Origin of the sequence: Aeromonas sp. 2692-1 (assembly GCF_013085505.1) — a bacterium.
Lineage (GTDB): Bacteria > Pseudomonadota > Gammaproteobacteria > Enterobacterales > Aeromonadaceae > Aeromonas > Aeromonas hydrophila.
On the sequence record NZ_CP038513.1, the window covers coordinates 3,695,953 to 3,710,034 of the forward strand.

11 protein-coding genes are annotated in these 14,082 nt (G+C 63.5%); 5 read left to right on the forward strand and 6 right to left on the reverse strand.

Going from position 1 to position 14,082, the window contains the following annotated elements:
* Positions 1-97: 97 nt before the first annotated feature.
* The 5 genes from aroG to E5E97_RS17375 all read right to left on the reverse strand — a co-directional run bounded on the left by aroG (position 98) and on the right by E5E97_RS17375 (position 5,909).
* Positions 98-1,153, reverse strand: coding sequence for a 3-deoxy-7-phosphoheptulonate synthase AroG (gene aroG / locus E5E97_RS17355; RefSeq protein ID WP_011705850.1), 1,056 nt, complete (start codon positions 1,151-1,153; stop codon positions 98-100).
* A 212-nt stretch (positions 1,154-1,365) separates the two neighbouring features.
* Entirely contained in the window at positions 1,366-2,649 is a 1,284-nt protein-coding gene (gene aroA, locus E5E97_RS17360; protein ID WP_010633771.1) for a 3-phosphoshikimate 1-carboxyvinyltransferase, read from the reverse strand.
* Between the two features lie 171 nt (positions 2,650-2,820).
* Positions 2,821-3,909 carry a 3-phosphoserine/phosphohydroxythreonine transaminase gene (gene serC / locus E5E97_RS17365; protein WP_171280639.1) on the reverse strand — a complete coding sequence of 363 codons (1,089 nt, stop codon included), beginning with the start codon at positions 3,907-3,909 and terminating at the stop codon, positions 2,821-2,823.
* Positions 3,910-4,132: 223 nt separating this feature from the next.
* On the reverse strand, positions 4,133-5,059 hold the full coding sequence (locus E5E97_RS17370) for an electron transfer flavoprotein subunit alpha/FixB family protein (protein ID WP_017408213.1): 927 nt from the start codon (positions 5,057-5,059) through the stop codon (positions 4,133-4,135).
* A gap of 100 nt (positions 5,060-5,159) precedes the next feature.
* Positions 5,160-5,909: an electron transfer flavoprotein subunit beta/FixA family protein gene (locus tag E5E97_RS17375; RefSeq protein WP_162498725.1), complete on the reverse strand. Its 750-nt coding sequence runs from the start codon at positions 5,907-5,909 to the stop codon at positions 5,160-5,162.
* Between the two features lie 124 nt (positions 5,910-6,033).
* On the opposite strand from E5E97_RS17375, the gene E5E97_RS17380 reads away from it, so the two are divergent.
* From E5E97_RS17380 to E5E97_RS17390, 3 genes are all read left to right on the forward strand, one after another.
* Positions 6,034-7,677, forward strand: coding sequence for an electron transfer flavoprotein-ubiquinone oxidoreductase (locus tag E5E97_RS17380; RefSeq protein ID WP_171280640.1), 1,644 nt, complete (start codon positions 6,034-6,036; stop codon positions 7,675-7,677).
* A 453-nt stretch (positions 7,678-8,130) separates the two neighbouring features.
* Positions 8,131-9,078, forward strand: coding sequence for a magnesium/cobalt transporter CorA (gene corA, locus E5E97_RS17385; protein WP_011705843.1), 948 nt, complete (start codon positions 8,131-8,133; stop codon positions 9,076-9,078).
* A 142-nt stretch (positions 9,079-9,220) separates the two neighbouring features.
* Positions 9,221-9,691: a DUF2919 domain-containing protein gene (locus tag E5E97_RS17390; RefSeq protein WP_024943989.1), complete on the forward strand. Its 471-nt coding sequence runs from the start codon at positions 9,221-9,223 to the stop codon at positions 9,689-9,691.
* A gap of 60 nt (positions 9,692-9,751) precedes the next feature.
* Here the strand turns inward: E5E97_RS17390 and E5E97_RS17395 are convergent, their stop codons facing one another.
* Positions 9,752-10,504: a hypothetical protein gene (locus E5E97_RS17395; RefSeq protein ID WP_171280641.1), complete on the reverse strand. Its 753-nt coding sequence runs from the start codon at positions 10,502-10,504 to the stop codon at positions 9,752-9,754.
* Positions 10,505-10,754: 250 nt separating this feature from the next.
* On the opposite strand from E5E97_RS17395, the gene E5E97_RS17400 reads away from it, so the two are divergent.
* Both E5E97_RS17400 and E5E97_RS17405 read left to right on the forward strand, forming a co-directional pair.
* A complete protein-coding gene (locus E5E97_RS17400; protein WP_171280642.1) occupies positions 10,755-11,984 on the forward strand; it encodes a siderophore amonabactin export MFS transporter in 1,230 nt (409 codons plus the stop codon).
* 57 nt (positions 11,985-12,041) lie between these two features.
* Entirely contained in the window at positions 12,042-14,015 is a 1,974-nt protein-coding gene (locus E5E97_RS17405; protein ID WP_171280643.1) for a siderophore amonabactin TonB-dependent receptor, read from the forward strand.
* Positions 14,016-14,082 lie beyond the last annotated feature (67 nt).

A 14,082-nucleotide genomic window follows, 5' to 3' on the forward strand; every position in this document is an offset into this window, starting at 1 on the left:
CCGCCCGCTCTGGCCAATAAAAAAGCGCGACCCAGGGTCGCGCTTTTGTTTTGTATGCCGTAGCTCAGGCGCGCCACGCGGCGCCGCCAGGCCGGGATCAGCCTGCGTTGCGAGTGGCCACCGCATCGGCCAGATTGCGCAGCAGGATTTCGGTGTCGGCCCAGCCGATGCAGGCATCTGTGATGCTCTGACCGACGGTGAGTTCACACCCTTCCACCAGATCCTGACGCCCTTCCACCAGATGGCTCTCCACCATGACGCCGAACACAGCCCGGCTGCCGGCACGCAGCTGACCGGCCACGTCCTCGGCCACCAGCATCTGGTTCTTGAACTGCTTGCTGCTGTTGGCGTGGCTGAAGTCGATCATCACCTTCTGCGGCAGACCGGCCTTGTCCAGCCCCTTCACCACCTCATCCACGTGGGCGGCGCTGTAGTTCGGCTCACGACCGCCGCGCAGGATGATGTGGCAGTCCGGGTTGCCCCGGGTCGCGACGATGGCGGAGTGGCCGTACTTGGTCACCGACAGGAAGTGGTGCGGCGCACTGGCAGCCCCGATGGCATCGATGGCCACCTTGATGGTGCCGTCGGTGCCGTTCTTGAAGCCCACCGGGCAGGAGAGACCGGAGGCCAGCTCGCGGTGCACCTGGGATTCGGTGGTACGGGCCCCGATGGCGCCCCAGCTCATCAGATCCGCCACGTATTGCGGGGTGATCATGTCGAGGAATTCGGAGGCGGTCGGCAGCCCCATGTCGTTGAGGTCCAGCAGCAGCTTGCGACCGATGCGCAGGCCGTCGTTGATCTGGCAGCTGTTGTCGAGGTAGGGGTCGTTGATCAGCCCCTTCCAGCCCACCGTGGTGCGCGGCTTCTCGAAGTAGACCCGCATCACGATCTCCAGCTGGCCCTTGAGTTCGTCACGCAGCACCTTGAGGCGCTTGCCGTACTCCAGCGCAGCGGCGGGGTCGTGAATGGAACAGGGGCCGATCACCACCAGCAGGCGCTGATCTTCACCGGCCAGGATCTGATGGATGGCCTGACGGGATTCAAAGACGGTACTGGATGCGGTCTCGGTGGCCGGAAACTTCTCAAGCACCGCAACCGGGGGCAATAACTCTTTGATTTCACTGATACGAACGTCGTCGGTTTGATGCTGCATGACAAGGCTTCCTGCTAGATGACTGCGATAAAGAAACTTCAATCTAGCCCGCACGGGCAGCGGTGTAAATAGAAAATTACATTATCTTGAAAGGAATTTTCTTATCCTGCCTTGCAAGTTTTAATAATACTGCTAGGCGAGGATGAAGAGAGAGGGTAGCAGAGCGGGACAGCCCAAAGAAACAGGCCCGCAGCGAGGCGGGCCTGGGTTCATCACGCGCGCTGACTGATACTGGCCAGCTTGTCGAAGTAGTCCGGGAAGGTCTTGGAAGTACAACCCGGATCATTGATGGTGACGGCGGTATCGGACAGCGCCACCAGCGAGAAGCACATGGCGATGCGGTGGTCGTTGTAGGTATCGATCGCCGCATGCTTGAGCTGCGCTGGCGGGGTGACGGTGATGAAGTCACGCCCCTCCTCCACCTCGACGCCCAGCTTGCGCAGTTCGGTCGCCATGGCGTGCAGGCGGTCGGTCTCCTTCACCCGCCAGTTGTAGATGTTGCGGATCGAGGTAGGCCCCTCGGCGAACAGTGCGGCCACGGCGATGGTCATGGCCGCATCGGGGATGTGGTTCATGTCCATGTCGATGCCGTGCAACGGCGCCTGCTCGGCCTCGATGAAGTCGTCGCCCCAGGTGATGCGCGCGCCCATCTTCTCCAGCACGTCGGCGAAGTGGATGTCGCCCTGAATGCTGTGCTTGCCGATGCCGGTGACCCGCACCTTGCCCTTGATGGCGCCCGCCGCGAGGAAGTAGGAGGCGCTGGAGGCATCCCCTTCCACCAGGAAATCACCCGGGCTGACATAGCTCTGGTTGCCCTTGATGTAGAACAGCTTGTAGTTGTCGTGCTCGATGACCACCCCGAACTGCTTCATGATGTGCAGGGTGATGTCGATGTAGGGCTTGGAGACCAGCTCCCCCTTGATGTGGATGCGGGTGTCGCCCGCCGCCATCGGCGCCGCCATCAAAAACGCCGTCAGGAACTGGCTGGAGACGGAACCGTCAACGTGCACGTCGCCGCCCCACAGCCCCTTGGCATCCACCACCAGCGGCGGATAGCCATCTTTCTTCAGGTACTGGATATGGGCACCCGCTTCGCGCAGGGCATCCACCAGATGGCCGATGGGACGCTCTTCCATGCGCGGTTCCCCGCCCAGGGTGTATTCACCGGAGCCCAGACACAGGGCGGCACACAGCGGTCGCATGGCGGTGCCAGCGTTGCCGAGGAACAGATTGACCGGCTCCTTCACCGCGAAGCTGCGACCCAGACCGTGCACGGTGCACTCGGTCTTGTCGGCGGAGAGCTTGTACTTGACCCCGAGCTGGGTCAGCGCCGCCAGCATGTGACGAATGTCATCGCTGTCGAGCAGGTTGGTGAGCCGGGTGGTGCCACGGGCCAGGGCTGCCAGCAGCAGCGCCCGGTTGGACACGCTCTTGGAGCCGGGCAGATTGACCTCACCGGCCACACGAGAAATAGGTTCCAAACGCAACGAATTCATAGACTTCCTGTACGATCTCAAAAAAATGACCTGACCGGACGTTAGCAGCCCGTGCCCTGCTCGGCAAGACTGCGGGTGGCACAAAAGCAGGCGGCGGGGGCAGCCGGTCCGGCATCACGGAAAAAACAGACGCCGGGGAGTCCCCGGCGTCGGCAATCGGGGAAAAACGCCTCAGCCATGGCGCTTGGCAAAGCCGTCCATAAAGCTGACCAGCGCCTTCACCCCTTCCAGCGGCATGGCGTTGTAGAGGCTGGCGCGCATGCCGCCGACAATGCGGTGGCCCTTGAGCGCCAGCAGGCCGGCGGCTTCCGATTCGGCCAGGAACAGCTTGTCCAGCTCGGCATTTTTCAGCTGGAACGGGATGTTCATCCGCGAACGGCAGCTGGCATCCACCTGGTTGCCATAGAAGCTCGACTGATCGAGATAGCCGTAGAGGAAATCGGCCTTCTCCTTGTTGCGTGCTTCCATCGCCGCAAGGCCACCTTTTTCTTTGAGCCACTCGAACACCAGACCGGCCAGATACCAGGCGTAGGTGGGCGGGGTGTTGAACATGGAGTCGTTCTTGGCGGTGAGCTGGTAGTCGAAGATCGACGGCACATCGGCGCGGGCCTGGTTCAGCAGATCGTCGCGCACGATGGCGATGGCCAGCCCAGAGGGGCCGATGTTCTTCTGGGCGCCGGCATAGATGATGCCGAAGCGGCTCACGTCGATGGGACGGGAGAGGATGGTGGAGGAGAGATCCGCCACCAGCGGCACATCACCGGTTGCCGGGATGTCGAACATCTCGATGCCGTCGATGGTTTCGTTCGGGCAGTAGTGCACATAGGCCGCATCGGCGCGAAACGCCGGGGTCGGCAGCAGGTGGGAGATGCCCTCGGCACTCTTGGCCACCCCGTCAAAGGTCTGGATGTCGCCGTACTTGCGCGCCTCGTCCACGGCACTCGCAGCCCAGACACCGGTCAGCAGATAGTCAGCCTTCTTGTTGGCGCCCCCCAGCAGGTTCATGGGCACGGCGGAAAACTGGCCACGGCCGCCGCCGTGCATGAACAGCACCTTGTAGTTGTCCGGCACCGCCAGCAACTCGCGCAGATCGGCTTCGGCCTTGGCGGCGACCGCCATGTAGGGCTTGCCGCGGTGGGAGAGCTCCATGACCGAGGCTCCCAGCCCTTGGAAATTACAAAATTCGCGCTGGGCGCGCTCCATGACTTCGACCGGCAACATGGCGGGGCCGGCGCAGAAGTTGTAAATCTGTTTGCTCATGACGCTTTCCGTGAGTGGATGAGTGTGATCGGTGACTTGTCTGGTTTTACACAAGTGCAGCCCCCGGATCAAAGGCTTTTTGGGAGCTGGCTCAACCTTTTGTCGACCCGCCGCCCGCGCAGTTGACAGAAAAAAGCCCTGAACGGGTCAGGGCTTGCAGAGAACATGCGTGGAAACGGGCGTCTGCCGGTGCTCAATGCCCCCGGCCCCCTTTTTCACCAGGTTACAGCTTGGCGGTGAGCTCCGGCAGCAAGGTGAAGAGATCCCCCACCAGCCCGTAGTCGGCCACCTGGAAGATGGGGGCCTCGCTGTCCTTGTTGATGGCGACGATCACCTTGGACTCCTTCATCCCCGCCAGATGCTGGATGGCGCCGGAAATACCGACCGCGATGTAGAGCTCGGGAGCCACCACCTTGCCGGTCTGACCCACCTGCAGATCGTTGGCGACAAAGCCCGCATCCACCGCGGCCCGCGACGCCCCCACCGCGCCGCCCAGCTTGTCGGCCAGCGCCTCTATCAGGGCGAACTGCGCCTTGGAGCCCAGTGCCCGCCCACCGGAGACCACCACCCGCGCCGCCGCGAGTTCGGGTCTGGCGGAGCGCACCGCGCGCCGTTCGATGAGGCGGGTACGGCAGGCCACCTCGCTCACCGGCAACCGCTCTACCTGAGCCTGGCCGCCGCTCGCAGCCTTGGCGAAGGCGGTGGGTCGGATGGTCAGCACCTTGATGGGGGCGCTGCTCGCCACCCGGGCCACGGCGTTGCCCGCGTAGATGGGGCGCAGGAAGGTGTCGCCGCTCTCGATGCCGGTCACCTCGGAGAGCATCTCCACCCCGAGCCTGGCCGCCACCCGCGGCAGCAGATCCTTGCCCTGGGTGCTGGCGGCCATCAGGCAGTGCTGATAATCCCGCGCGATGTGGGCCAAGAGCGGATCGACCCCGTCGCTCAGCCCCTCCGCCAGCATGGGATGCTCGGCCAGCAGCACCCGGCTCACCCCCTGCAGGGCGGCGGCCTGCTCACCCGCCTCGGTCAGCCCCTGCCCCAGCAACAGTAGATGCACCTCGCCGCCCAGCTGGCTCCCGGCGGTGACCAGACGGGCCACGTTGTCGGCCAACTGGCCCTGATGATGTTCGGCAATGATCAATACGCTCATGACTGCCCCTTGCTATCGTCCGTTGATGTCCCTGCCTGTGCGCCCATCACGCCCCCGAGCTTGTCGCCGGCGGGTGGGGTTCTGTTGATTGCTGGCAGCATCAGAGTACCTTCGCTTCGTGCTTGAGTTTGTCCAGCAGCTCGTCCACCGAGCCCACCATGATGCCAGCGCTGCGGGCTGCGGGGGCCATCACCCCGAGCAGCCGGGTCTGACCGGCCGGCTCGACGCCGAGGGCGGCGAAGGGCGCGCTCTCGAGCGGCTTGCGCTTGGCCTTCATGATGTTGGGGAGCGAGGCAAAACGCGGCTCGTTGAGGCGCAGATCCACGGTCACCACCGCTGGCAGCGGCATGCCGAGGGTCTCGAGGCCGCCGTCGATCTCGCGGGTCACCTGCAATTCGCCCTCTACCAGCTTGATGGCGGAGGCGAAGGTGGCAAGCGGCCAGTCATTGAGGGCGGCCAGCATCTGGCCCACCTGGTTGTTGTCAGAATCGATGGACTGCTTGCCGAGCAGCACCAGATCGGGCTGCTCCAGCTCGCACACCTGTTGCAGGGCGCGAGCCACGGTGAGCGGGGTCAGGGTCTCGCCAGTCACGTAATGACGCGCCCGATCCGCCCCCAGCGCCAGGGCGTGACGCAGTTGTTCGGCCGCCGCCTCGGGGCCGAAGGTCACCACTACCAGCTCGCTCGCCACGCCTGCTTCGCGCAGCCTGACCCCCTCTTCCACCGCAATTTCACAAAACGGGTTGATCCCCATCTTGACGTTGGCCAGCTCCACGTCTGAGCCATCGCTCTTGACCCGGACCTTGACGTTGTAATCCAGCACCCGCTTGACCGCGACCAGCAGCTTCATGACGCGCATCCCTCGCTTCTGTTGAGTGAATCCATGAAAACCCTCACATTTTTTTGCTTACATTTACTTTACGTTTACGTAAACTACCAGCACTACCCTAGGCCAAGTCGAGCACAGAGGCAAGATGGAACGCGAAGCAATGGAATTTGATGTCGTCATCGTCGGTGGCGGCCCGGCGGGACTCAGTGCCGCCATCGCCCTCAAACAACACAGTGCCGAGCTGTCGGTCTGCCTGCTGGAGAAGGGGGCGGAGATCGGCGCCCATCTGCTCTCCGGCGCCCTGCTGGATCCCGTTGCCCTCAAGGAGCTGCTGCCAGAGAGCTGGCAACAGGCCCCGCTCGGGGTCGAGGTCAACGACGATCAGGTGCACCTGCTGCAAAGCGACAGCCGCGCCCTGCAACTGCCCAACTGGGCGGTGCCGCCGCGCATGCACAACGAGGGCAGCCGCATCATCAGCCTCGGCAACCTCTGTCGCTGGCTCGGTCAGCAGGCCGAACAGTTGGGAGTCGAAATATACCCGGGTTTTACCGCAAGCGAACTCATCATGGAAGCGGGACGGGTCAAGGGTGTGATCACCGGCGATCTCGGGCTGGATCGGGCTGGCAATCCGAAAGCGGATCACGTGCCCGGCATGGCGCTGCTCGGTCGCTACACCCTGTTTGCCGAAGGGGCGCGCGGCCATCTCGGCAAGCAGCTGATCGCCGACTTTCAACTGGAAAACGCCGCCCAGCCGCAGCATTACGCCATCGGCTTCAAGGAGCTGTGGCAGCTCCCTCCCGGCCAGGGCAAACCGGGCCGGGTGCTGCACGGCAGCGGCTGGCCGCTCTCTGAGGGGAAGGAAGACAAGAGCCAGGGCGGCTTCTATCTCTACCATCTGGAGCAGGATCAGGTGGCGGTCGGTCTCATCGTCGATCTCAACTATCGCAACCCCTGGCTCAGCCCGTTTGACGAGTTTCAGCGCCTCAAGCACCACCCGCTCATCGCCGCGGCATTGCAGGGGGGCGAGCGCATCAGCTACGGCGCCCGCGCCATCGCCAAGGGGGGCTGGCACTCCCTGCCCCGCACGCACTTTCCCGGCGGCCTGCTCATCGGTTGCGATGCCGGCACCCTCGACTTCTCCCGCATCAAGGGGATCCACACCGCCATGAAGTCCGGCATGCTGGCGGCCAAGACAGTCGCCATGAGTCTGCGCGGCGGCGATGAAGGGGGGCGGGATCTGGCCGAATACGGCGATGCGCTGCAACAGAGCTGGCTGGCCCATGAGCTCAAAACAGCGCGCAACTTCGGCGCCGCCCTGCACCGCTGGGGCCCTTGGCTCGGCGGCGCCTTCAACTGGCTGGAGCAGCGGCTGTTTGCTCGCACCTCGCCGTTCACCCTGCTGGACAAGGAGCCGGACTACCGCCAGCTGCGCATGGCCAGCCGCTGCCAGCCCATCGACTACCCCAAGCCGGACGGCAGGCTCAGCTTCGACAAGCTCTCGTCTGTCTACCTCGCCAACACCAGCCACGACGAGGACCAGCCCTGCCACCTCAAGCTGCAGGATGAGACTATCCCGGTGGCGGTCAACCTGCCCACCTGGGCCGAACCGGCCCAGCGCTACTGCCCGGCCGGGGTGTTCGAGATCCTGGGCTCGGAGAGCCTGCCCCGCCTGCAGATCAACGCGGCCAACTGCATCCACTGCAAGACCTGCGACATCAAGGATCCGAGCCAGAATATCGTCTGGACCCCGCCGCAGGGCGGCTCTGGCCCCAACTATCCCAACATGTAACAGGCTTGCCCATGCAGACCTGCGCAGATAACAAGGATGCACAGCCCAGAGCATCGTCTTGACGCCGCCGCAGGGCGGCTGCGGCCCCAACTATTGCAATATATGAGATGAAAGGCGCACGACCGGGGGTTGTCGCAGGGCACTCGGCAGCCCGCCATCCCGGCCGGTGAGCACTCGTCCTCCTGCCTATCAGGGTGAATGAAGGAGGCGACGCCGGGATCACCCGTTTCGAGGTCGGCGTGGCTGCTCCGACCTCGCTGTTTTTTTGAGCGAACAGGCTGAACCTCCGATGAATAGGCCCTGACAAGCGCGGCCCGCCCCTGTATAGTTCGCCGCATTCAGGTTTTCCATCGGCCCGTTCAGCTTGTCCACGGGATCGCTTTCTACGCGCTCTAAGGCCGCATGACCTGTGCAACCATCCCTGATTACCCATGACTTCTTAAGGGGGGACAGATGATCACCGCCTACATTCTCAATAACAAGGTACTGGACATAGTCACGCTCGGGCCTGACGACATAGTGCCTGACAACACCGTCTGGCTGGATGCCTACAAGCCGGACACGGCGGAACGAGAATGGTTGACGGGCCTGTTTCTGGAAGAGGTGCCCGACAAGGAGGAGCTCGATGACATCGAAGCATCCGCCCGTTTCTACTGGGATACCGACGGTCTGCACATTCACTCCCTGTTTCCCCAGCGGATCGGCCGTGACACCAAGGGTGTCCACGTCTCTTTTACCCTGCGCAACAACCTGCTGATCAGTATCCGCGAGGATGACATCGGCCTGGTGCGCCTGCTGCGCCACTACATGCGCCAGGATCGGCTGGAGGTGGAGGACGCCCTCGACATCCTGCTGGAGGTGCAAAACCTCAAGGTGGAATACCTCTCCGATCTCATCGAAGATGGCTACAAGACCCTGGAAAACACCGCCGATCAGATCTTCGAGCCGGATCAGATCAACCCCATGCTCAAGGAGTTGATGGCCCAGGAAGAGGCCAACGGCCAGATCCGTCTCTCCCTGCACGATACCCGTCGCGCCCTGCGCTTCTTGAAGCGCAGCCTGCGCCAGCGGATGAGCAACGAGCAGAACAAGTGGATCGACGAGATGCTGCACGACGTGGAGTCCCTGTTGCCCCACACCCAGTTCCTGTTCGACAAGATCAACTTCCAGCTGGAGGCCTCCATGGGGGTCACCAACCTGGAGCAGAACAAGGTGATCAAGATCTTCTCGGTGGCCGCGGTCATCTTCCTGCCGCCGACGCTGATCGCCAGCATCTACGGCATGAACTTCGGCCGCATGCCGGAGCTCGCCTGGGAGTACGGCTATCCGCTCTCGCTGGTACTGATGGTGATGTCGTCGCTCGGCACTGGTCTGTTCTTCAAGCGAAAAGGCTGGCTGTGACGCCGGCGGCTTGACACGAAAAGAGATAAGCGGATTGGGGGGCATGGCCCCCCGATTAATTCCCGCCCCTCGCCCGCCTTGCAAAGGGCGCCCCTTCGCCCCATATCCCCTTCATCCTTTGCACAGACGACCCCGGGCAACCATGACCCTCTACCCCGAACACAGATACGACGATCACGGCCAGCTGCGTCCCCCGCTCTGGTTCTGGCCCATCGCCCTCTTGCTGACCCGCTCGGTCTGGCTGTTTCTGATGGCCGGCGTCACCCGCGAGAGCGGCAGCGCCATCCTGACCCTCTTCTACCCTGACCGGCTCGCCCTCTACATCAGCCTGCTGACCGACGTGCCAGCCATACTGGCGCTGCTCGCCTGCGGCGGCACCTATCAGCAGACCCGCAGCCTCCGGGCCTGGCTCAGGCGCCACAGCCCATTGCTACTGCTCTGCTCTGCCGTCAGCGGTCTGCTGATGCAACTGCACAGCCTCAATCTGCAGAAGTGGTCGTTCAGCTGGCCCACCGCGCTGGTGCTGGTCGCCACCCTCTGGTCGCTCTGGTATCTGCTGCGCAGCCGCCAGTTGCGTGAATACGCGGCCGATCAGCCCCACGCCGGCAACTGATCAGTCAGGCTCAACCAGAATGACCAGGCACCCGAGGGGCAACGTGCTCAGCCAGGCGCCTCACTGGCGCGTGACCCTGATCTGCAAGGTCTGGCGATCGCTCTGACTGCCACTGCCCCCCTGCAACTGGGTGCCCAGACTGCTGCCCTGCTGCGCCGCGCTGGTGGAGAGCTCACCCACCGTCAGCCACTGCCCCGGGGCACCGCTCACCTCGGTGGCGCTCTGCCCCCGGTTGATGGTGCCCTGCTCCAGCCTGGCCTGCTCGCTGCTGAGCGCTATCTGTACCCTGTCGCCGATCAGGGTGGCGGTGGCATAGAGGCCGTTCACCAGCGGCATCAGCCCCACTACCTGGCCTCCGCGCCACTGATAGAAGGTGACCGGTTGATAGGTGCCCATCTGCAATAGCACCGGCCGACCCGACAAACCGCGTATCTGCCAGCTGTCGTTCTGGCTGCGCTGATACTGCTGGGCATTGCCCTCCAGCAGCCACTGCCGCTTGGCGGCATCCCGGCCCAGCCCTACCCCGGCCTGCTGACTGCTGGAAGCGCCGTCCACCCGCCACTCGATGAGCAGGCTCTGGGGCGGTTGGTTGAATTTGGCCAGCGCCGCTTCGGCCTCCTGCAGTTGGGCGGCGCTGCCGCTCAGCACCAGCTGGTTGCCCATGGCGCTCACCCCCAGCTCCGGATAGAGATCCTTGAGGGTCTGCACCGCCGCCTGGGTCTCGAATACCGGGATCACCTTCACCTCGGCCCGCAGCGGCAGGCACCAGAGTCCCCACAGCAGCCAGAGTCCAAACCCGCGCCATCTTCTCATCTTCTCCTCCCGTCCCACTCGGCGGCCAACCAGATCATGGCCTGCATATCACCTCGTCATCATGGGCCATCCGCCCCGCTTTTCAATGATTTTGCCCGCAAGCAATGCGCGCCGTGAAGGTCAGGCCCTTCATTTTTCTATGAAAAGAGCGGAGACAGATCAAATAACACAAATAAAAATGATTACCATTTGTTGTCACGAAAAAATCGCTCGGATACAATTCGGTCTCATTTTTTTGAGCTTGCCGTCGATGAAGCCAGTGACCACCACCCCCGCCGCCATCCACCTGGCCCTGCTTGTCAACATGCTCTCCATGGGCAGCATGATGATGGTGATGCCGCTCGGGCCGGATCTGGTCATCAGCCTCGGCATGCAGCCGGAGCAGACCGGCTACTTCAGCGGCGGTGCCACCCTGGGAGCCGCCCTGATGGGGCTTATCGCCGCCCCCTGGCTCGATCGGGTCAACCGAAAGCCCGCCCTGCTGGTGCTGCTCACCTTACGTTTTCTGCTGCTGATGGCCTGCGCCCTGGTGCAAAACAGCCAGCAGCTGCTGGTGCTGTTCGTCCTGTCGGGCTGTGTGGCCGGGCCGCTCGCCGCCATCTTGATGGCGGCCGTGCTGGATCTGGTGCCACCTGCCGAGCGGGGCCGTCGCCTCGCCTACGTGGGCATGGCGTTCTCGCTGGCCGCCATCCTGGTGGTGCCCATCGCCCTGGTGCTGGCCCAGTGGTTTGGCTGGCAGAGCCCCTTCCTGCTGTTTGGCGTCTGCGGCCTGCTGCTGGCCCTGCTCTGCGCCACCCTACTCCCTTCGTTGCCGGTCAGCCGCGCCCCTCACAGCAGTGGCCTACGCCAGTTGCTGGCCTCCCCACTCTGCCAGGGCGCCCTGTTTATCCTCTGCCTGCAGATGTTCGGTCACTTCCTGCTGATCCCGCACTTTGCCAACTACTTCCAGTTCAACCTGGCATTCCCGCGCGAGCAGATCGCCGCCCTCTATCTGTGCGGCGGCCTCGCCAGCATGGCCACCATGCGGCTGTGCGGCAGCTGGATTGATCAGGGCCGGGCCCAGGCCGCCATCCTGATCACCAGCCTGCTGCTGGCGCTGATCACTTTGCTCGGTTTCGCCATGCCAGTCGGCGTGCCCGTCTACCTGCTGTTCACCCTGTTCATGGCGCTGAGCTCGGCCCGCTCCAGCACCACCCTCGCCATCACGGCCTCCATCCCAGCCCCCCATCAGCGCGCCGCCTTCATGTCTTTTCAGGGCACGGTCACCAATGTGGCGGCCGGGCTCGGCAGCCTGCTCTCCGCCAGGTTGCTGGTGTCGGATCTGAGCGGCGTCCTGCACGGATTTGCCCATCTGGCCTGGATCAATATCGGCTGCGGCCTGCTGGCCTGCGGCGGTGTCTGGCTCCTGCTCAAGGGGCTGGCACAGACAAGGAATAACAATAACCCCGAGTCTGGCACCGCCAGACAAGGAAGTCAGTGAGCCACCGGCCCCAGAGCCGGACCCCATAACCTCTGTTTTATTCATGGAGTTTTGACTATGCAGTTGCAGCCTGGCGTATTTCGCTTGAACCCGATTTTGCTCTCCCTCGGCCTGTTTGCCTTGCCGGGCCTGGCCCAGGCCGAAGCGGTCAAGGCCAACGAGACCATGGTGGTCACCGCCACCCAGACCCAGCACACCGAACTCTCCGCCCCGGCCAGCGTCTCTGTGGTGACCCGCGCCGATCTGGACAAGATGAACGCCAACAACGTCGGCGAAGCGCTCAAGCACGTGCCCGGCGTCAACATCATCGGCACCAACCCCACCGGCCGCAGCGAGATCAAGATCCGCGGCATGGGCGGCGACTACACCCTGCTGCTGATCAACGGCAAGCGGGTCAACGCTCGCGAAACCCTGGGCAGCTCGTTTGGCAATGACTTCGACTTGAGCTCCATCCCCATGGCCGCCATCGAGCGCATCGAGGTGATCCGCGGCCCCGTCTCCTCCCTCTATGGCGCCGACGCCCTCGGCGGCGTGGTCAACGTGATCCTGCGCCAGGCCAAGGAGCAGACCGAGGCGGCCTTCGGCTACACCCACACCATGCCCACCAAGGGTGATGGTGGCGATGCCAACCGTGGCAACGCCTTCGTCTCCGGCGCCCTGATCGACAACAAGCTGCTCGGCAGCCTGGTGGTGGAAGGCTATCAGCGCGACCGCTGGCACAGCGATCAGTCCAACAACAAGGACGCCGATGCGCTGGAGAAACGGGAAGTGGTCAACATGCTCTCCAGCCTGAAGTGGCTGGTGGCCGACAACCAGGATGTGGAGTTCGATCTGGGCTACAACCAGAATGACATGGACAGCTATTTCAACAACGTGCCGCGCGCCCCCACCGCCCCGGCCACCCCGCACAACGTGCAAAAACTCGATCGCCTGAGCCTGGGGCTGACCCACAACGGCCGTTGGGAACACTTCGACAGCCGCGCCCGCTACTACTTCGAGCAGACCGATCTGATGGATGACTCCCAGCTCAACGGCGGCGCCGCCGATGTCACCCAGACCAACCACACGGTCGACGGCCAGCTGAGCGGCTACCTCGGGGATCACCTGCTGACCTCAGGCGCGGAATTCCGCAAGACCGAGCTGGAGCACAGCCGTAGCATCACCAGCGGCAGCGTGGATGCGAGCCAGAGCGCCCTCTACCTGCAGGACGAGTTCAGCCTGGGTGATCTGGCGCTGACCCTCTCCGGTCGTCTGGATCACCACGAGACCTATGGCAACGAGTTCAGCCCGCGCGCCTATGCGCTCTACAAGCTGAACGACGAGTGGGTGATCAAGGGCGGCGCCGGCAAGGCGTTCAAGGCCCCGACCCTGGCCCAGTCCAGCGAAGGCTTCGCCACCACCGCCTGCCGCGGCGCCTGCAAGGTGATCGGCAACCCGGACCTGAAACCGGAAACCGCCGTCAGCTACGAGCTGGGCACCGCCTATGAAGCCGATCGCTTTGGCGCCGGCCTCACCGGTTTCCACAACGACATCGAGGATCTGATCCAGAGCGATCAGTGGGGCCCGGGCTACCGTCCAACCGTCATGACCTACCTCAACGTCAAGAAGGCCCGGGTCAAGGGGCTGGAGCTGACCGGCTGGGTCGATGTGATGGACGACGTCAAGCTGACCGGCAACTGGACCATGCTGGACTCAGAAGACAAGAGCACCGGCGACGATCTGGCCAAGACCCCGGATCACACCGGCAACCTGAGCCTGGATTGGCAGGCCACCGAGATCGTCAGCACCAACCTGGCCTGGCAGTACGTGGGCAGCCAGTTCATCAAGGTGCCGATGCACAACTCTCAGGCGCTCAAGTCCGACAGCTACCAGACCCTGGACGTCAACACCAAGTGGAAGGTCACCCCGGCGCTCGACTTCAAGCTGGGCATCACCAACCTCACCAACACCAAGCGTGACCAGGTCGCCACCGACGCCGACTTCATTCTGGAAGGTCGTACCGTCTACGCCGGCGTGGATTACAAGCTGTAAACCCCGCAGGGAGCCCGTCAGGGCTCCCTTTTCTGCTGTTATTGCCTCGACGTGAAGGAGTAGCCGG